This is a genomic window from Azospirillum terrae (assembly GCF_053470425.1).
Window position 1 is genome coordinate 212687 of the sequence record NZ_JBPXMR010000006.1, and the last position, 17148, is coordinate 229834.

The 17148-nt window shown below is 68.1% G+C and carries 19 protein-coding genes; 7 read left to right on the top strand and 12 right to left on the bottom strand.

Annotation, left to right across the window (positions count from 1 at the left end; genetic code table 11):
* The first annotated feature begins 12 nt into the window (after positions 1-12).
* A complete protein-coding gene (locus ACSVDD_RS17665) occupies positions 13-327 on the top strand; it encodes an ACT-like domain-containing protein (protein ID WP_448190691.1) in 315 nt (104 codons plus the stop codon).
* 189 nt (positions 328-516) lie between these two features.
* On the opposite strand, the gene pssA is transcribed toward ACSVDD_RS17665, so the two are convergent.
* From pssA to ACSVDD_RS17690, 5 genes are all read right to left on the bottom strand, one after another.
* On the bottom strand, positions 517-1401 hold the full coding sequence (gene pssA / locus ACSVDD_RS17670; protein WP_448190692.1) for a CDP-diacylglycerol--serine O-phosphatidyltransferase: 885 nt from the start codon (positions 1399-1401) through the stop codon (positions 517-519).
* A complete protein-coding gene (locus tag ACSVDD_RS17675) occupies positions 1401-2096 on the bottom strand; it encodes a phosphatidylserine decarboxylase (protein ID WP_448190693.1) in 696 nt (231 codons plus the stop codon). The genes pssA and ACSVDD_RS17675 overlap by 1 nt, the downstream gene beginning before the upstream one ends.
* Positions 2097-2242: 146 nt before the next feature.
* Entirely contained in the window at positions 2243-3352 is a 1110-nt protein-coding gene (locus ACSVDD_RS17680) for a LysM peptidoglycan-binding domain-containing protein (protein ID WP_448190694.1), read from the bottom strand.
* A gap of 123 nt (positions 3353-3475) precedes the next feature.
* Positions 3476-4342 carry a c-type cytochrome gene (locus ACSVDD_RS17685; protein WP_448190695.1) on the bottom strand — a complete coding sequence of 289 codons (867 nt, stop codon included), beginning with the start codon at positions 4340-4342 and terminating at the stop codon, positions 3476-3478.
* A gap of 4 nt (positions 4343-4346) precedes the next feature.
* Positions 4347-4826, bottom strand: a complete 480-nt coding sequence (locus ACSVDD_RS17690; protein WP_448190696.1) for a c-type cytochrome — start codon at positions 4824-4826, stop codon at positions 4347-4349.
* Between the two features lie 125 nt (positions 4827-4951).
* Between ACSVDD_RS17690 and ACSVDD_RS17695 the strand changes: the two genes are divergently transcribed.
* The 3 genes from ACSVDD_RS17695 (at position 4952) to ACSVDD_RS17705 (ending at position 7520) form a co-directional block, all read left to right on the top strand.
* Complete coding sequence (locus ACSVDD_RS17695; RefSeq protein WP_448190697.1) at positions 4952-5566, top strand: LOG family protein; 615 nt, start codon at positions 4952-4954, stop codon at positions 5564-5566.
* Positions 5567-5761: 195 nt separating this feature from the next.
* Positions 5762-6985 (top strand): NADP-dependent isocitrate dehydrogenase, encoded by a 1224-nt coding sequence (locus tag ACSVDD_RS17700; protein WP_448190698.1) that lies wholly within the window; start codon positions 5762-5764, stop codon positions 6983-6985.
* A 154-nt stretch (positions 6986-7139) separates the two neighbouring features.
* Positions 7140-7520: an oxidoreductase gene (locus ACSVDD_RS17705; RefSeq protein ID WP_448190699.1), complete on the top strand. Its 381-nt coding sequence runs from the start codon at positions 7140-7142 to the stop codon at positions 7518-7520.
* 71 nt (positions 7521-7591) lie between these two features.
* On the opposite strand, the gene ACSVDD_RS17710 is transcribed toward ACSVDD_RS17705, so the two are convergent.
* The 5 genes from ACSVDD_RS17710 to ACSVDD_RS17730 all read right to left on the bottom strand — a co-directional run bounded on the left by ACSVDD_RS17710 (position 7592) and on the right by ACSVDD_RS17730 (position 11825).
* On the bottom strand, positions 7592-7957 hold the full coding sequence (locus ACSVDD_RS17710) for a GcrA family cell cycle regulator (RefSeq protein ID WP_448190872.1): 366 nt from the start codon (positions 7955-7957) through the stop codon (positions 7592-7594).
* 177 nt (positions 7958-8134) lie between these two features.
* Entirely contained in the window at positions 8135-8908 is a 774-nt protein-coding gene (locus ACSVDD_RS17715) for an anti-sigma factor family protein (protein WP_448190700.1), read from the bottom strand.
* A complete protein-coding gene (locus ACSVDD_RS17720) occupies positions 8905-9426 on the bottom strand; it encodes a sigma-70 family RNA polymerase sigma factor (RefSeq protein ID WP_448190701.1) in 522 nt (173 codons plus the stop codon). The genes ACSVDD_RS17715 and ACSVDD_RS17720 overlap by 4 nt, the downstream gene beginning before the upstream one ends.
* 84 nt (positions 9427-9510) lie before the next feature.
* Positions 9511-10389, bottom strand: a complete 879-nt coding sequence (locus ACSVDD_RS17725; RefSeq protein WP_448190702.1) for a hypothetical protein — start codon at positions 10387-10389, stop codon at positions 9511-9513.
* A complete protein-coding gene (locus ACSVDD_RS17730) occupies positions 10386-11825 on the bottom strand; it encodes an NADP-dependent isocitrate dehydrogenase (RefSeq protein ID WP_448190703.1) in 1440 nt (479 codons plus the stop codon). Before ACSVDD_RS17730 ends, ACSVDD_RS17725 begins: the two co-directional genes overlap by 4 nt.
* 214 nt (positions 11826-12039) lie before the next feature.
* Here ACSVDD_RS17730 and ACSVDD_RS17735 point away from each other — a divergent pair, with 214 nt between their 5' ends.
* The gene (locus tag ACSVDD_RS17735) at positions 12040-12537 is read left to right on the top strand and encodes a demethoxyubiquinone hydroxylase family protein (RefSeq protein ID WP_448190704.1); all 498 of its coding nucleotides are present in this window, start codon (positions 12040-12042) and stop codon (positions 12535-12537) included.
* 307 nt (positions 12538-12844) lie between these two features.
* Here ACSVDD_RS17735 and ACSVDD_RS17740 read toward each other — a convergent pair whose 3' ends face one another.
* Positions 12845-14035 (bottom strand): vWA domain-containing protein, encoded by a 1191-nt coding sequence (locus ACSVDD_RS17740; RefSeq protein WP_448190705.1) that lies wholly within the window; start codon positions 14033-14035, stop codon positions 12845-12847.
* A gap of 67 nt (positions 14036-14102) precedes the next feature.
* On the opposite strand from ACSVDD_RS17740, the gene ACSVDD_RS17745 reads away from it, so the two are divergent.
* Both ACSVDD_RS17745 and ccoG read left to right on the top strand, forming a co-directional pair.
* Entirely contained in the window at positions 14103-14654 is a 552-nt protein-coding gene (locus ACSVDD_RS17745) for an HD domain-containing protein (protein WP_448190706.1), read from the top strand.
* A gap of 99 nt (positions 14655-14753) precedes the next feature.
* Positions 14754-16214 carry a cytochrome c oxidase accessory protein CcoG gene (ccoG, locus tag ACSVDD_RS17750; RefSeq protein WP_448190707.1) on the top strand — a complete coding sequence of 487 codons (1461 nt, stop codon included), beginning with the start codon at positions 14754-14756 and terminating at the stop codon, positions 16212-16214.
* Positions 16215-16248: 34 nt separating this feature from the next.
* Here the strand turns inward: ccoG and ACSVDD_RS17755 are convergent, their stop codons facing one another.
* Positions 16249-17094: an AAA family ATPase gene (locus ACSVDD_RS17755; protein WP_448190873.1), complete on the bottom strand. Its 846-nt coding sequence runs from the start codon at positions 17092-17094 to the stop codon at positions 16249-16251.
* Positions 17095-17148 lie beyond the last annotated feature (54 nt).

Genomic DNA, 17148 nt, shown 5'->3' on the forward strand with positions numbered 1-17148 from the left:
AAGCTCAGCATCATGCCTGCCGTTCAATCCTCCACCGTCCTGCCCGCCCCCGCCGAAGCCCGCGCGACCGATCCCGGCCGTTGCGTGACCTTCGCCGTCCGTGCCGACGCCGATCCCGGCTCGCTGCCGCGCGTGCTGGAACTGTTCGCCAAGCGCGGTCTGGTGCCGGCCGCGCTGCGCAGCGAGTTGCTGCCCGATGGCGAGACGCTGGATATCAGCGTCGAGATGGTCGGACTGGCGCGCGCCGAATCCGACCACGTGGCGAACTGCCTGCGGACGGTTCCAATGGTCAGCCACGTGCTGACCACGGAACGAGCGCTGGGCTGAAATCCGGTTTTCACACGGATTTTGGGGATTTGAACACGGATTACACGGATTTTTCTATTCGTGCACGGCAGCGGCTTACGGGAACGCCGATGCGCGGCAAGCATCAAAAAAAATCCGTGTAATCCGTGCCTCAATCCGTGAAATCCGTGTGACGGTTGCCCGCCCTGCAGATATGCCGGGACTGGCGGATCAAGCCGCGTCGCCCTTCTGCTCGGCGGGAGGCTCGGCGGCACTCTCGTCCCCGGCCGGCGCCTGGATGATCGCCGCGGCGCGTTGCAGCTTGCGGAACTGGCGGACCGAGAAGGGCATCGTCCCCATGTAGGCGAGGCCGAGCAGGAGCAGCGTCCACCAGGGCTGAGCCACCAGCAAGGCGGCGAGCAGGCCCACCCCGACCAGCGCCGGCACCACATAGTGGGTGGGCACCCGCATGCCCTTGCCGGAAAAGGTCGGCAGCGTGCTGACCAGCAGCAGGCCGATGAGCAGCGTCCACGTCACCACCAGCGCCGGGTGGGCGACGACGGCCGGCCCCACCTCGAAACCGGCGACCATGGGCAACAGCACCAGCCCCGCCCCGGCCGGCGCCGGAACGCCGGTGAAGTAGTTGAAGGCGAACGGCGGCAGGTCGGGCACGCCCAGACGCGAATTGAAGCGCGCCAGCCGCAACGCCATGCACACCGCATAGGCCAGCGCGGCGATCCAGCCGAAGCTGCCCGCCGACCCCAGCGCCCACAGATACATCATCAGCGCCGGCGCCACGCCGAAGCTGACCACGTCGGACAGGCTGTCCAACTCGGCGCCGAACTTGCTCTGGCCGTTGAGCAGCCGCGCGATGCGACCGTCCAGCGCGTCGAGAATGGCCGCCGTCACCACGGAGACCACCGCCGGCTGCCACTGCCCGTCGATGGCGAAGCGAATCGCCGTCAGGCCGGCGCACAGCGCCAGCACGGTCAGCACGTTGGGCAGCAGATGATTGATCGACAGCCCCTTCAAGCGCGGGTGCGGCCGGCGCGGGTGCCGCTTGCGGAACACGCCGGGCTTGAAGACGCCCTGCCTGAAGACGGGCGGCCGTTTCATCAGCGAACCTCCCCGACCCGCTGCGGTTCGGTGGATTGCAGGTCGGCCAGCACGGTCTCGCCACCGATCGCCAACTGCCCGACGCAGACCTGCGGCACCACGCCGTCCGGCAGGTAGATGTCGGTGCGGCTGCCGAAGCGGATCAGGCCGAAGCGCTCGCCCGCCTTCACCACCTGCCCCGGCTTGAGGTGGCAGATGATGCGGCGCGCCACCAGACCGGCGATCTGCACATAGGCGATCTCACGCCCGTCCGGCAGACGGTGGCGGATCGCCTGCCGCTCGTTCTCGGAGCTGGCCTTGTCGAGGGCGGCGTTGAGGAAGGCGCCGGGATGATACTCGGCGGCGATCACCTCGCCGTCCGCCGGCACGCGGTTGACGTGCACGTTGAAGACGTTGAGGAAGATGGAGATGCGCGTGCGCGGCTCCGGCCCCATGCCCAGCTCGGGCGGCGGGACCGCCGGCACGATCATGGTGACGCGGCCATCGGCCGGGCTGACCAGCAGCCCGTCGCGGGACGGGGTCACGCGCTCGGGATCGCGGAAGAAATAGACACACCACGCGGTGAGGATCAGTCCGATCCATCCCAGCGGAGTCGCCACCACCAAGCCCAGGATGAGCGAGACCACCGCGAAGATCGCGATGAACGGCCAGCCGGCGCGGTGGATCGGAACGAGTACGGTATCGATGGCGGTCATCGCCGGTCACTTACCCCCTGACATGAAGCGGCGCATTCTAGTCGGGGTGCCTCGCCCTTGACAGAATTTTAGCGGGAGGCGGCGAAGCTTCCTGTTTTTGGCCGGGGATGGGACGGCCAAAGGCTTGCTGTTGCTGGGCGAGTGGCTTACTTCGCCGCCGGCAGCGCGAAGATCTGCCCCGGATAGATCATGTCCGGGTCGCGGATCTGGCCGCGGTTGGCCTCGTAAATGGTCGTGTAGCGCAGGCCCTCGCCGTAGGTGCGCCGGGCGATGCGCCACAGGCTGTTGCCGGGCTGGACCACCAGCGACTGGCCGTTCGGCAGGTCCTTCGGCATCTCCGACACCTGCACCGGCAACTCGACGCGCGCGGTCACCTTGCCGGAGGTCGCCACCTGATCGGCGCGCAGCGCGTAGACGCCCGGATCGATGCTGCGCTCGGGGCTCAGGCGCCAGTGGCCGTCGGGGTCGGTGGCGGCGCGGCCGACGAGGATGTTGTCCAGGTAAAGCTGCACCGCGCTGCCCGGCTGCGCCCGGCCGCCCATGGCGACACGGCCGGCCGAGTCGTAGTCCATCGTTTCCACCGACACGCCGCCGGGCGGCAGCGGCGGCAGACCGCGGCTCGATGACCCGCCGGGGGCAACGGGATCGGCCTTGACCGGTTCGACGCGGGCGGGCTCGGGACTGGACGGCGGCGGGGCCTGGAGCACCGTGCTGACGCCGGCGCCCTCGCGCGGCACGGCGACGGCCAGCGCCTCACCCGGCTGGCCGGTCGGGCGGCCGGCGACGTCGCGTTGCGCATCCGGCACCACCAGGACGACGACGCGCTCGGCCGGAACCGACTCAGCCCCGAGGCGCGCGGTCAGGCTCAGCTCGCGGCTGCCGGGCGACAGCGGGTTGGCCGGCAGCAGCACCCACTCGCCGCGCCGGTCGGCGGTGACCTCGCCCAGCGGCCGGTTGCCGTCGAACACGGTGACCGCCGCGCCGGGCGCCGCGCGGCCGGCGATCACCGCCTCGCCGCCGGGCATCACGCGGACCACGTCGAATTGCGGAACCACCGGCTTGGCCGGCGCCGCGGCGGGAGCCTCCGCCGGGGCCAGGGATTTGGCGGCCGGGGGGTTGGCGGGCTGGGTGGCGCCCTGCATGGCTGTGGGGGCGATGGCCACCGCGTCCTCGCGGACGGGCTCGCGCAGGCCATACGTCAGCGCGGCGGCCACAATGGCCGCTCCCGCCGCACCGAGAAGAAGGATCTGTTTCACCGCCGCACCGTATGCTGGCGGGCAGCCGACCGGGGCGCCCGCCTCCCGAGTATCGGTAAGTCGCGCGCGCCGATCAACGGCCGGATGCGCCGGTGCGGAACTATTTCGGATACGAAACCGACGTTATGGGGCGGGCGGCAGCGACTTCAGGTAGACGGCGACGGCGTGGCGGTCGGCAGCGGTCAGCTTGGAGGTGGAATTGCGCACCACTTCGCCCATGGCGCCGCCGACGACGTCCCCATCGGGCAGCATGCCCGTCTCCAGCACCGTCTCGACGTCGCCGACGGACCACGTGCCGAGGGTCTTCGGGTCGGGGCGCAGGCTGGGCACCTTGTCGCCGTCCGGCCCCTTGGGGTTGCCGGCCAGCGCGCGGCTGCCGTCGATGCCGCCCATCCAGTTGCGCGGGCTGTGGCACTCGCCGCAGTGCCCGAGCGCCTCGACGATGTAGCGGCCACGGTTCCACTCCGGGGGCTTGGCGGGGTCGTCCTTCAGCGCCCCCTCCTCCAGGTACAGCGCCTGCCACACCGGCAGCAGGAAGCGCCAGCCGAAGGGCGGCGACAGGTCGTGCGGCTTGTTGGCCGCCGGGTTGGCCGGGCGGCTGAACAGATAGGCCTTGAGGTCGGCGATGTCGCGGTCGCTCATCCGCGTGTAGGAGGTGTAGGGGAAGGCCGGGAACAGCGGCTCCCCCTCCTTGCCGTGCCCGGTGCGCAACGCCCTGGCGAAGTCGGCGTCGGACCAGCGGCCGATGCCGTGCGTCGGGTCGGGGGTGATGTTGGGGCTGTAGAAGGTGCCGAAGGGCGTCTTCAGCGGACGCCCCCCGGCCAGCGGCGCACCGCCGCCCTTCTCGTCCGTGTGGCAGCCATGGCAGCCGGCCGCGGCGAAGACGTATTCGCCGCGCTGCACCGGGTCCGTGGAGGCGGGGTCGGCGGCCGACGCCGATACCGGCACGGTGAGGGAAGCCGACAGGATGAGAAGGACGGCGGGACGCATCCGCTCACTTGTCCTTCTTGATGCGGAAGTCCTCGTGGCAGCCGCCGCAGGCCTGCCCGGTGGCCTTCTGGGCGGCGGCGATCTGCGCCTTGTCGCCGGTGGCCGCGGCGGCGACCAGCTTGGCCGTCACCGGCTTCAGGTCCACCCACTGCTGCTGGGCCTTGGGAAGGTTCTGCCACAACTCCGGCTTGGCGGCGCTGTCGGCCAGCGGGGCGGCGGTGCCCTGCGGGAACAGCGCGGCGAAATCGCCCTTGGCCGCCTCGTCGATGGTGGCGGCGGCGGCCTGCACGTCGGCCACGGTGCCGGCTTCGCCCTTGAGGAACTTGCCGATCGTCTGCATGCTGCTGCCGAACTTCTTCATGTGCTGCTGGCGGGCCTTGACCTGCTCGGCGGGGTCGGCAGCGGAGGCGGCCGGGGCCACGGCGAGGAACAGGCCGGCGGAAACCGAAGCGGCCAGGATGGCGTTGAGCATGCGATGCTTCATGATGTCCTCTCCCATTATAAGACGGCGGATACCTCGGTTGACGACCGGGGCGGGCTTGTTATTCCACCGCTGATGGTTTAACGGCCTGCGTCCCGAACGCCAATCACAGGATCGTGATGCAACCGATGCCCGATGCAACGACCGACGTGGGTGGGATGATGACCCCGAACTCCGTGTGCGTGTACTGCGGCTCCTCCAGTCAGGTACCGGACGCTTACAAGAATGCGGCGCATGGGCTGGGCGCCGGGCTGGCGGAGCGCGGCATCCGGCTGGTCTACGGCGGCGGCCGGGTCGGGCTGATGGGAATCGTCGCCGACGCCGCCATCGGCAACGGCGGCGAGGTGATCGGCATCATCCCCGAGCACATCCAGGCGATGGAGGTCGAGCACACCGGGCTGGCCGAGCTGCACGTCGTCGACAGCATGCACACGCGCAAGCGCATGATGGTCGACCGCTCGGAAGCCTTCGTCGTGCTGCCGGGCGGCATGGGCACCCTGGACGAGACGTTCGAGGTGCTGACCTGGAAGCAGTTGCGCCTGCACGACAAGCCCATCGTCATCGTCGACGTGGACGGCTATTGGCAGCCGCTCGTCGGCCTGATCGAGCACATGATCGGCGCCGGTTTCTGCAAGCCGGCGAACCGCAGCCTGTTCACCGTGGTCAGCAGCGTCGAGGAGGTCTTCACGGCGCTGGCGCGCGCGCCCGAGCCGGTGGTGGAAGCCGAAACCAAGTGGCTGTGACACGCGGGTTGCGAGAACCGCGTCACGACCGGCCACCGTGCCTTCCTTTTCCCGCCGGGCCGGTGATATAAGACCTGCCATGCCTTTGCCTAGCCGGATGGGCCGCTTCGCGCGGCCGGTCCGGGTACGCCCGCTGGATGGCGCTCGGCGCCCAAGGACAACACCGCCCTTACCCCCCGGGGAGAACTCGCACCCATGAAGAAGATCAAAGTCGCCAATCCGGTCGTCGAGCTCGACGGCGACGAGATGACCCGCATCATCTGGCAGTTCATCAAGGACAAGCTGATCCTGCCGTACCTCGACATCGACCTGAAGTACTATGATCTCGGGATCGAGAACCGCGACAAGACCGACGACAAGGTCACTGTCGAGTCGGCCGAGGCGATCCAGCAGTACGGCGTCGGCGTCAAGTGCGCCACCATCACCCCCGACGAGGCGCGGGTCAAAGAGTTCAACCTCAAGAAGATGTGGAAGTCGCCGAACGGCACCATCCGCAACATCCTGGGCGGCACCGTCTTCCGCGAGCCGATCGTCTGCAACAACGTGCCGCGCTACGTGCCGGGCTGGACCAAGCCGATCATCATCGGCCGCCACGCCTTCGGCGACCAGTACAAGGCGACCGACTTCACGGTGCCGGGCCCCGGCAAGCTGACCATCAAGTGGACCCCGGCCGGCGGCGGCGAGCCGATCGAGCACGAGGTGTTCGACTATCCCAGCTCCGGCGTGGCGATGGGCATGTACAACCTCGACGAATCGATCGAGGGCTTCGCGCACTCCTCGCTGATGTACGGCCTGGACCGCAACTACTCGGTCTATCTGTCGACCAAGAACACCATCCTCAAGGCCTATGATGGCCGCTTCAAGGACATCTTCCAGGCCATCTTCGACCGCGACTATGCGGAGAAGTTCAAGGCGAAGGGGCTCGTCTACGAGCACCGCCTGATCGACGACATGGTCGCTTCGGCGCTGAAGTGGGAAGGCGGCTTCGTCTGGGCCTGCAAGAACTACGACGGCGACGTGGAGTCGGACGTGGTGGCGCAGGGCTTCGGCTCGCTGGGCCTGATGACGTCGGTGCTGGTCACGCCGGACGGCAAGACCGTCGAGGCCGAGGCCGCGCACGGCACGGTGACCCGCCACTACCGCGAGCACCAGAAGGGCAAGGAGACGTCGACCAACCCGATCGCGTCGATCTACGCCTGGACGCAGGGCCTCGCCTACCGCGGCAAGTTCGACAACACGCCCGAGGTGGTGGCGTTCGCCCAGACGCTGGAGCGCGTCTGCGTCGAGACCGTCGAGGCCGGCTACATGACCAAGGACCTGGCCATCCTCATCGGCCCGGAGCAGCCCTGGCTGACCACCAAGCAGTTCCTCGCCAAGCTGGACGACAACCTGCAGAAGAAGATGGCCGCCCGCGCCTGAACGATGGGGTGCGACACCATGGCCCCTCTCCTTTGAGGGGCGTTTCGGCGGAGAAATTGGGGGAACGCGTGTGTTCCCCCGGACTCCTGAAAGCCCGGGGCAACCGCCCCGGGCTTTTTTCATGCGAATGAACCGAACCAAACCTGAGGAAACGATGCCCAACAGCACCTTCTGCGTTGCCGTGATCGGCGCCGGCGAGACCGGCACCCCGCTTCTTCAACAGCTTCTCGACGCGCCGTTCGTCCAGGTGATGGGCGTGGCCGACCTGGACCCGGAGGCGCCGGGCATGCGGCTGGCGCGCAAGCGCGGGGTGACGACCACCACCGACTTCATGGAGCTGGCCCGCCTGGGCGAGCAGTTGGACGTGCTGATCGACGTCACCGGCGTGGCGAAGGTGCGCGAGGGGTTGCGCCAGCACATGCAGACCACCGACAACCACCACACCATCATCATGCACGAGGTGATCGTGCAACTGATGATCTCCCTGTCCAGGGGCAAGCTGGTGAACCTCAAGCACGGTGACGTGGAGTATTGAGGAGTCAAAACAAAAGCGGCCCCCATTGGGGGCCGCTGTCCGTTCAGCACGGGGAAACGTCGGTCGTAACGTCAGGCGGCGCCGACGCTGCGGTCCTCGTCGCGCTTCTTGCTGGAAGTCGGCTGATAGGCGATGGCCGCGTGCTCCGCGCAGTACGGCAGCCCGTTCAGCGCCGTCTTGCCGCAGAAATGGAAATCCTGGTGCTTGGGGTCACCCACCGGCCACTTGCACATGCGCTCGGTCAGGCTGAGGATCGTCGCCCCGCGGGAGGGCTTCTTCTTGATGGGTGACGGCCGGCCCGAAAGCCCCAGGCGATGCGCCTTGCCGATCACGGCGTTGCGGCTGATGTCGCCGAGAATGTCGGCGATCTCGCTGGCGCTCCGCCCTTGCGCCCACAGGTCCTTAAGCTGCTGAACCCGCTCGTCCGTCCAACTCATCCCCATCTCCACCATGGTCCGGTCCCCCATGCCCCGGCCGGTGGCCATCCGCAAATCGTCAGACAGCCATTTTCCATAAGGCGCAATATTTTGTGCCGGCCGAGGGCAAACCTACCAGATGAGGCACTTTAGGGATAGAGGGTATGAGCAACATTTCTGTGCATAAGTCTCTACGCCCTATGAGTTCAGCGCCCGATAGACGTCCTCGGCGATGCCGGAAAGGGTAGCCCGATCGAGCTCCCCCGTTAGGGCCCAAGCTAACCCATTGTCGCGCCAATAAAAAGCTTGGACGTTGCCGTCGTGCGCAAAACGGAAGGATGTGTCCGCCGGGTCACGGGTCGGCCGGACGTACAGCGTGATGCGGCGACCCGCCGCATCCTGGTACATGAGCTGGGCCGCCGGCCCGTCGGCGTCCGACAGCAGGCGGCCGCCCACCAGATCGTAGCCGCGGCTGGCCAGCCGCGGGGCGCGCAAGGGCTTGCCGAGCCGCTTGCCGAGCCAGGTGACGAGGTGCTCCTCCTGGTCGGCGCCGACCTCTACGGGGTGGCGCACCTCGGCGACGAACACCCGATAGGCGGCGACGGCGTCGGCGACGAAGACGGTTGGCGGAGCACCGCCGGGGACCGCCCAGCCATGCGCCAGCCAGCCCGCCGCCCCGCCGGCGACGAACATCAGCAGCGACGCCGCCACCGCCAGCGCGGGCCACGCCACCGCGCCGCGGCGCCGGTTGAAGGGCGGCTTCAGGCGGTCGGGCAGCGGCCGGTCGATGAGCGGCGCGAAGGCGCGCCCGACCAGGGCGCGCTGTTCGCGGTAGCTGGCGAAGCGGCGGGCGACTTCGGGATGCTCGTCGAGATAGCGGCACACAAGGCCCTGCCGCTCGTCGGGCAGTTCGCCGTCGAGCCACGCGTGCAGGTCGGCCTCCGTCACGGGGTCCTCCTCGGGGGCGGTCATTTGATCCTCCTCAGCACCTGCTCCTCGCCGCCCTCCAGCAGGACGCGCAGCCGCTCTCGCGCGCGCGCCAGCCGCGACATCACCGTGCCGATGGGCACTTCCAGCACCTCGGCCACCTCGCGGTAGGACAGCCCCTCCAGCCCGGTCAGGAGCAGGATGCGCCGGTGCTCCTCGGAAAGCAGGGCGAAGGCGCGGACGACGTCGCGCACCGCCCCTCGGTCGGCCGCCGGGGCGCTGAGCGCCACGTCGTCGGCGAAGTCCTCCACCGGCATCTCGTGCCCGCGCCGGCGTTTCCAGCGCAGCCCGCTGACGTGCAGATTGTGCAGGATCGACAGGAGCCAGCCGCTCAGACGGCTGGGGTCGCGCAGCGAGTGGCGGTTAGCCAGCGCCTTCTCGACGCAGTCCTGCACGAGGTCGTCGGCGTCCGCCAGATTGCCCACCAGCGCCGCGGCGTAGCGGCGCAGGCGCGGCACGTGCGCGGCGATGGCGCGGTCGTCGATCTCGTCGGCTGCTGGCATGGCTACGGCCCCCGCCCGGTTCGGGCTGCTCTCCTTCGTGAGGACGCCCGCCCAGCCCAGGTTATTCCGTGCCGGTCGCCCCGGCTATGGCAAGCGGTCCATCAGCGACTGGGTCTGGCGGACCAAGGCCGGGAAATAGCTCTGTTCCTTGAGGTGCGCGGCGAAGCAGCGGCGGTGCTCGGCGTCGCCGTCCGCTTCCAGCCTGGTGTATTTGGCGAAGAGGGCCTTGTCCTTCTTCGACTCGGTCGGCCGGTAAGCGTCCAGGGCCGCTTTCGCCTTCTTCTGGTAATCCTGCCAGATGTCGCTGCACACCGAGATCGGGGTGATGGTCACGGCGGTGGGCTGGCTGATGATGAACACCCGGCCGCCCTGGACGACGGACAGAATGATCCGGTCGGGCATCCACGGGCCGATGTCCTGCCGGGGAAGGGCCAGCATGGCGAACACGAAACCGGCCTTCGGCGCCACCACCGGGATCTCGGCGAATTGGGCGATCGCGGCGTCGGTGCTGATGGCCTGCGTGTAGAATTCCTCCCGCCGGAGCGCGCCCTTGACGTCCTGCGGCATGCGGGCTTCCGGCGCCCAGTCCTTGTGCCCCTTCAGCCAGGCCCCGAGAAGCCCGTCCGTCGTCACGACGACGGATTCCGCGTCCGGCACACCGTAGGTGAGGCCATCCAGGCGTCCGAAGCCCATCTCCTTCAGCAGCGTTTCCAGGTTGATCCGGCCCTCCGGGGGAAGACCCTTCATGGTCACGGGGCCGATCATCGCCTTGAGCATCGCTTCAAGGTCGCTGAGCGCACGCTTTTCCTGGACGGACACGCTGTCACTGCCCACCGGCTCGCGGTTGAGGGCTTCGATGGCGCGGTCGCGCGCGGCCAGATAGCGGTCGAGCGGCGATGCCGCGTTGGCGGTGCCGGCCGCACACAGCAGCAGAAGGCCGGTCAGGAGCGCTTTCACCGTCATGCCGCCGAGAACCCCGCCTTACCGTCGAAATTGCACAAATTCTCGATCTGGATGAAGTCCAGCCCCGCCACCGCCAGACGGTCGAGCAGCGCCACGATGTCGCGATGGGCGATGGGCTGGCCGCGCACCACGAAGCGGCAGCGCCAGTGGTCGGTGCAGAAGATGCCGGCGTTGCCGTCCGGCCAGACCTTCTGGCTGCGGTTGGAGATGCTCGCCAGTTCCAGCGCCGCGCCGGCCAGCGGCTGCACCCGCGCCGCCAGATCGTCCGGCCCGCCGTCCGACCAGTGCAGGAAAACGTCCACCCCGACCAGTTCCTTAACCGCCGGTTGCCGCCCCACGGCGCGCAGCGCGGTGTCGAAGGCCGGCCGGCCGATGGCGTAGCCGACGCCGGGCAGCGTCGCCGGGAAAAGGCCCAGCCGTTCGATCACCGCATCGGCGAAGGCGCTCGTGCCGACGCGCAGGCGGCTCATGCCGCGCGAGTGGATGTCGCCGGTGTGGATGCCGTCCTCGATGGTGCGGAGCCACGCGTTGTGCACGCGCTCCGCCACCTCGCCCTGGCCGATGTGGACCAGCATCATGACGGCAGCCATCAGCAGGCCCGAGGGGTTGGCGATCCCCTGCCCCGCCAGCATCGGAGCGGCGCCGTGCAGCGCCTCGAACATGGCGCAGCGGTCGCCGATGTTGGCCGACCCCGCCAGCCCGATCGAGCCGGTGATCTGCCCGGCGATGTCGGAAACGATGTCGCCGTAGAGGTTCAGCGTGACGATCACGTCGAAGCGCTCGGGCTGGTCGGCGAGGCGCGCGGCGCCGATGTCGACGATCAAATGGTCGGCCTTGATCTCCGGGTATTCCGCCGCGACCTCCTGGAAGGTGCGCAGGAACAGCCCGTCGGTCAGCTTCATGATGTTGTCCTTGACCAGGGCCGTCACCTTGCGGCGGCGGTTGGCGCGGGCGTACTCGAAGGCGTAGCGGACGATGCGCTCCGAGCCGGGCTGCGAGACCAGCTTGACCGACTGAATCACGTCGTCGGTCTGCCGATGCTCGATGCCGGTGTAGAGGTCCTCCTCGTTCTCGCGGATGATCACCACGTCCATGCGCGGGTGGCGCGTGCGCACGTAGGGATGGTGCGAGACGCACGGGCGGACGTTGGCGAACAGCCCCAGCGCGGTGCGCGCGGTGACGTTCAGCGACTTGAAGCCTGGTCCCTGCGGGGTGGCCACCGGCCCCTTGAGGAACACGCGGGTGCGGCGGATGGAGGCCCAGCCGTCCGGCCCCAGGCCGCCGCCGTGGCCCTTGCGGTACATGGCCTCGCCCGCCGGCACCTCCTCGACCTTGAGCCGCGCGCCGGCGGCGGCGAGGATGTGCAGCACCGCGTCCGCGATCTCCGGACCGATGCCGTCGCCTTTCGCGACCGTGATGGGGGTGGCGTCCGCCATGTGGATAACTCTCCTTCGCGGGCCGAACCCTAGCCGTAAAACCCGCAGCCTTGCAACGGATGCGCGCCAGCGTTGGCCGGGCTGTTGCCGGCGCCCCGTCGCTTCCCCAGATTGTTCTGGCATAACGCACGACGATTCTCCCTACGACGGCCTGCCGTCCGCGGTCGCCGGCCTGGAGCCGCCGCGCCTGCCCTTCACCGCGCTGCCGGCGCGAATGCGGCGCGAACTGCGCGTCGATCATGTGGGCGAACTGGTGGCGGTACGGCTCTACGACGGCGCGCTGGCCGGTACCCGCGACGCCCACGTGCGGCGCTTTGCCGCCGGACACCGGTTGATCGAACTGGACCATCTGCGCCTGTTCGAGGTGTATCTGCCACCGGGCGCACGCAGCCGGCTGGGGCCGTTCTGGCGGCTGGCCGGGTGGCTGCTGGGCTGGGTGCCGGCGCGGCTCGGGCCGGCGGCGTTGTACGCCGTGGTGGCCGGGGTGGAGCGCTGGGTGGACGGGCACTACACGCGGCAGATCGTCTTGGCCCGCAGCGTGGCACCGGACGCAGATTTGCTGCGGATGCTGGAGGCTTGCCGGGCTGACGAGGCGCGTCACGCGCGGGATGCGGAGGGCCTGCATCCAGAGGCGCCGCCGTGGGCGCGGGTGCTGGCGACGACTGCGGTGGCCCTGTCGCGGGCGGGGGTGGTGGTGGCGCGGTGGGTGTGACTGGCTATTCGACGGCCGGCTTGCACGAAGGGTTAGGAACGACCGATTCCGCAGGTGTTTTCTCGTCGTCTGTAGCGTCGGGATCTCGCGGAGCGTCCCCGGCAGCGGAGGATGAGTTCCCGCCACTCACCCCCCTGATGGCGGTTTCCACGCCCACTTCGATAACAGCACCAACGATGGCTTCGAGAAGCTTCTCAAGCATACTCCATCCTAATGCAATATATCGGAAAGAGAAATTTGCCGAAAAGAATACCGCCTCTGCCACGCGACACAAGCAGCTTCCACGACCATCTCGGAAGTCCTTCTCCTACCGCATCAACTCCCGCGTGGCCGTGTCCAATCCCTGCAGCGTCAGCGGGTACATCCGCCCGCCCATCAGGCGCTGCATGATCCGCGTGCTCTCCGTGTAGTTCCAGGACCTCTCCGGCACCGGGTTCAGCCAGACCGCCTTGCTGTAGACCGACAGCATGCGCTGCATCCACGCCTGCCCCGCCTCCTCGTTCCAGTGCTCGACGCTGCCGCCGGGGTAGACGATCTCGTAGGGGCTCATGGCCGCGTCGCCGACGAAGACCAGCTTGTAGTCCGCCGGGTAGGTGTGCAGCACGTCCCAGGTCGCGGTGCGGTCGCTGGTGCGGCGCTGGTTGTCCTTCCACACGCTCTCGTAGACGCAGTTGTGGAAATAGAAGTGTTCGAGGTGCTTGAACTCGGTCCGCACGGCGGAGAACAGCTCCTCGCACAGGCGGATGTGGTCGTCCATCGAGCCGCCGATGTCGAGGAACAGCAGCAGTTTCACCGCGTTGTGCCGCTCCGGCACCAGCTTCAGGTCCAGCCAGCCGGCGTTGTTGGCGGTGGCGCGGATGGTGCCGGGCAGGTCCAGCTCGCTGGCGGCGCCCTGGCGGGCGAACTTGCGCAGCCGCCGCAGCGCCACCTTGATGTTGCGGGTGCCCAGCTCGACCGAATCGTCGAGGTTCTTGAACTCGCGCTTGTCCCACACCTTCACGGCGCGGCGGTGGCGCGACTCCTTCTGGCCAATGCGGACACCCTCGGGGTTGTAGCCGTAGGCGCCGAAGGGCGAGGTGCCGGCCGTGCCGATCCACTTCGAGCCGCCCTGGTGCCGCCCCTTCTGCTCGGCCAGCCGTTGCGCCAGCGTCTCCATCAGCTTGTCCCAGCCGCCCAGCGCCTGGACCTGGGCCTTCTCCTCATCGGTCAGGAAGCGCTCGGCCAGTTTGCGCAGCCATTCTTCCGGCAGGTCGACGACCGGCACCTCCTCGCCCTCGGGCGGGGGATCGCCGATGCCCTTGAAGACATGGCCGAACACCCGGTCGAAGCGGTCCAGGTTGCGCTCGTCCTTCACCAGACACGAGCGGCTGAGGTAATAGAAATCCTCGACGCGGTGTTCGGCCAGCCCGCGCTTCATGGCCTCCATCAGCGTCAGGTATTCCTTCAGCGAAACCGGCACGCCGGCTTGGCGCAGCTCGAAAAAGAAGTTCGTGAACAATGGCGTTCTCCCGGCGGGGACGGCATTATAGCGCCTCCTCAGGAAACACGCCCGACGAAACAAGGTTATGAACGCACTCGTCCAGTTCGCCCGCGCCCTCGACTTCGCCGCCCACAAGCACACCGACCATCGCCGCAAGGGCGTGCGCGGCGAGCCGTACGTCAACCACCTCGTCGAGGTGGCGCGTCTGGTCGCCGAGGCGACCGCCGGCGAGGACCCGATGGCCGTCGCCGCCGCTGTCCTGCACGACACGCTGGAGGACACCGACGCCACCCGCGAGGAGTTGGAGGAGCATTTCGGCGCCGAGATCGCCTCCATCGTCGCCGAGGTCACCGACGACAAGCGCCTGACCAAGGACGAGCGCAAGCAGCATCAGGTCGATTCGGCGCCGCACGCCTCGCACCGCGCCAAGCTGGTCAAGCTGGCCGACAAGACCAGCAACCTGCGCTCCATGCAGACCAGCCCCCCGGCCGACTGGAAGCTGGAACGCAAGGTCGAGTATTTCGAGTGGGCGGCCCGCGTGGTGGCCGGCCTGCGCGGCACCAATCCCGAGCTGGAGGCGCTGTTCGACGCCGCCCACCGGGAAGGGCTGGACCAGCTCCGCGGCAAAAAGTCCTGAAGTCCCATTGAGATAGCTCAATGTGACTTGGTCACAGACGGCGTACATTAGAGGACTTTAAAGCTGGTCACCGTCGAGCCGCCCCGGCACGAGGAAGCCATGTCCCTGAACACACCCGCCGCCACCGCAGCCGCCGAAGAACCCGGCCGCCACTGGTTCATCAACCGCCCGAAGGTCTACCCGGCCGCCGTCAAAGGCACCTTCCGCCGCCTGAAATGGGCGGTGCTGGTGCTGTTGCTGGGCATCTACTACATCACGCCGTGGATCCGCTGGAACCGCGGTCCGGGCATCCCCGATCAGGCGGTGCTGGTCGACATGCCCGGCCGGCGGCTGTACTTCTTCTTCATCGAGATCTGGCCGCAGGAGGTTTATTACCTCACCGGCCTGCTGATCCTGGCGGCCATCACCCTGTTCGCCGCCACCACGCTGTTCGGCCGCATCTGGTGCGGCTACGCCTGCTGGCAGACGGTGTGGAGCGACCTGTTCATCTGGGTCGAGGCCAAGATCGAAGGCAGCCGCACCGAGCGCATCCGCCTCGACAAGGCGCCCATGAGCCTGAACAAGGCGTTGCGCAAGACCGCCAAGCACGTCGCGTGGATCCTCATCGGCATTGCCACCGGCGGTGCCTGGGTGTTCTACTTCAACGACGCGCCGACGTTGATGCACGAGTTGCTGACCGGGCAGGCGTCGTTCACCGTGCTGGGCTTCGCCGCGCTGTTCAGCTTCACCTGCTATTTCTTCGCCGGCTGGGCGCGCGAGCAGGTCTGCATCTACGTCTGCCCGTGGCGCAGCTTCCAGTCCGCCATGGTGGACGAGGACACCTACATCGTCACCTACCAGGATCAGCGCGGCGAGGGCCGCCGCCCGCTGCGCAAGTCGCAGAGCTGGGAGGAGCGGCAGGCCGAGGGTTACGGCGACTGCATCGACTGCAAGCTGTGCGTCCACGTCTGCCCGACCGGCACCGACATCCGCAAAGGCCAGCAGATCTCCTGCATCGGCTGCGGCCTGTGCGTGGACGCCTGCAACGAGGTGATGACCCAGATCGGCCGCCCCGGCAATCTGGTCCTGTTCGACACCCACAACGATCAGGTGGCGAAGGCCGAGGGGAAGGTGGTGAAGCCGCGCGTCATCCGGCCGCGCACCATCGTCTACGGCCTGATCCTGCTGATCGTCACCAGCGCCATGCTGGTCAGTCTGACCATGCGGCCGACGCTGGACCTGACCGTGCTGCGCGACCGTGCGCCGCTGTTCGTCGCGCTGTCGGACGGGTCGGTGCAGAACGCCTACACCATCAAGGTGCTCAACAAGTCGCACGAGCCGCGCACCTACACCCTGACGCTCCAGGGGCTCGACAAGCCGGAGCTGTCGGCGGCGAGCCTGGACGGCCACGGTCCGGCGCTGACGCTGACCGCAGGGCGGGACTCGGTGGCGACCTACCGGGTGTTCGTGAAGCTGCCGCAAGGCGCGGCGAAGAGCGGCTCCACCGACGTGGTCTTTTCGGTCACTGAGCAGAAGACCGGCGAAGGCGGGACGCACAAGAGCGTCTTCATCGCGCCGTAAGGGGAAAGCGAGGGAGGCTCGACCTCCCTCGCGCTTACCGCCCGTCGCGCCGGGCGATGAAGGCCAGCCGCTCCAGCAGGTGGACGTCCTGCTCGTTCTTGAGCAGCGCCCCGCACAGTGGCGGGATGATCTTGCGGGCGTCCTTGGCGCGCAGGGTCTCGGGATCGATGTCCTCGACCATCAGGAGCTTGATCCAGTCCAGCAGCTCCGACGTGGAGGGCTTCTTCTTCAGGCCCGGCACCTCGCGCAGCTCGTAGAACAGCGTCATCGCCTCGCGCAGCAGATCCGGCTTCAGCCCCGGGTAGTGCACATCGACGATCCGCTCCATGGTGTCGCGGTCGGGGAAGCGGATGTAGTGGAAGAAGCAGCGGCGCAGGAAGGCGTCCGGCAGTTCCTTCTCGTTGTTCGACGTGATGAGGATGATCGGGCGCTGCCGGGCCTTGATGGTCTGCCGGGTCTCGTAGACATGGAACTCCATGCGGTCGAGTTCGAGCAGCAGGTCGTTGGGGAACTCGATGTCGGCCTTGTCGATCTCGTCAATCAGCAGCACCGGGGCGGCCGGCGCCTCGAACGCCTCCCAAAGCTTGCCGCGCACGATGTAGTTGGAAATCTCGTGCACGCGCTCCTCGCCGAGTTGGCTGTCGCGCAGCCGGCTCACCGCGTCGTACTCGTACAGGCCCTGCTGCGCCTTGGTGGTGGACTTGATGTGCCAGGGGATCAGCGGCTTGTTCAGCGCGCGGGCGATCTCCTGGGCCAGCACGGTCTTGCCGGTGCCCGGCTCGCCCTTGACCAGAAGCGGGCGTTCCAGCGTGATCGCCGCGTTGACCGCCACCATCAGATCTTCGGTGGCGACGTAGGTGTCGGTGCCGGTGAAGCGCATCGAGTCCGTCCCTTTTGGCATGAGGCCTGCAACCTTCCAGGATTGCGCCTATCC

What these genes read in the sequence shown, in the direction of transcription:
- ACSVDD_RS17720 (WP_448190701.1), bottom strand. Translation starts at nt 9,426, where the DNA reads ATGCCAGCAGCCGACGAGATCGACGACCGCGCCATCGCCGCGCACGTG.
- ACSVDD_RS17725 (WP_448190702.1), bottom strand. Translation starts at nt 10,389, where the DNA reads ATGACGGTGAAAGCGCTCCTGACCGGCCTTCTGCTGCTGTGTGCGGCC.
- ACSVDD_RS17705 (WP_448190699.1), top strand. Translation starts at nt 7,140, where the DNA reads ATGCCCAACAGCACCTTCTGCGTTGCCGTGATCGGCGCCGGCGAGACC.
- ACSVDD_RS17735 (WP_448190704.1), top strand. Translation starts at nt 12,040, where the DNA reads ATGCGGCGCGAACTGCGCGTCGATCATGTGGGCGAACTGGTGGCGGTA.
- ACSVDD_RS17700 (WP_448190698.1), top strand. Translation starts at nt 5,762, where the DNA reads ATGAAGAAGATCAAAGTCGCCAATCCGGTCGTCGAGCTCGACGGCGAC.
- pssA (WP_448190692.1), bottom strand. Translation starts at nt 1,401, where the DNA reads ATGAAACGGCCGCCCGTCTTCAGGCAGGGCGTCTTCAAGCCCGGCGTG.
- ACSVDD_RS17685 (WP_448190695.1), bottom strand. Translation starts at nt 4,342, where the DNA reads ATGCGTCCCGCCGTCCTTCTCATCCTGTCGGCTTCCCTCACCGTGCCG.
- ACSVDD_RS17690 (WP_448190696.1), bottom strand. Translation starts at nt 4,826, where the DNA reads ATGAAGCATCGCATGCTCAACGCCATCCTGGCCGCTTCGGTTTCCGCC.
- ACSVDD_RS17695 (WP_448190697.1), top strand. Translation starts at nt 4,952, where the DNA reads ATGCCCGATGCAACGACCGACGTGGGTGGGATGATGACCCCGAACTCC.
- ACSVDD_RS17730 (WP_448190703.1), bottom strand. Translation starts at nt 11,825, where the DNA reads ATGGCGGACGCCACCCCCATCACGGTCGCGAAAGGCGACGGCATCGGT.
- ACSVDD_RS17755 (WP_448190873.1), bottom strand. Translation starts at nt 17,094, where the DNA reads ATGCGCTTCACCGGCACCGACACCTACGTCGCCACCGAAGATCTGATG.
- ACSVDD_RS17710 (WP_448190872.1), bottom strand. Translation starts at nt 7,957, where the DNA reads ATGAGTTGGACGGACGAGCGGGTTCAGCAGCTTAAGGACCTGTGGGCG.
- ACSVDD_RS17675 (WP_448190693.1), bottom strand. Translation starts at nt 2,096, where the DNA reads ATGACCGCCATCGATACCGTACTCGTTCCGATCCACCGCGCCGGCTGG.
- ACSVDD_RS17715 (WP_448190700.1), bottom strand. Translation starts at nt 8,908, where the DNA reads ATGACCGCCCCCGAGGAGGACCCCGTGACGGAGGCCGACCTGCACGCG.
- ACSVDD_RS17745 (WP_448190706.1), top strand. Translation starts at nt 14,103, where the DNA reads ATGAACGCACTCGTCCAGTTCGCCCGCGCCCTCGACTTCGCCGCCCAC.
- ACSVDD_RS17665 (WP_448190691.1), top strand. Translation starts at nt 13, where the DNA reads ATGCCTGCCGTTCAATCCTCCACCGTCCTGCCCGCCCCCGCCGAAGCC.
- ccoG (WP_448190707.1), top strand. Translation starts at nt 14,754, where the DNA reads ATGTCCCTGAACACACCCGCCGCCACCGCAGCCGCCGAAGAACCCGGC.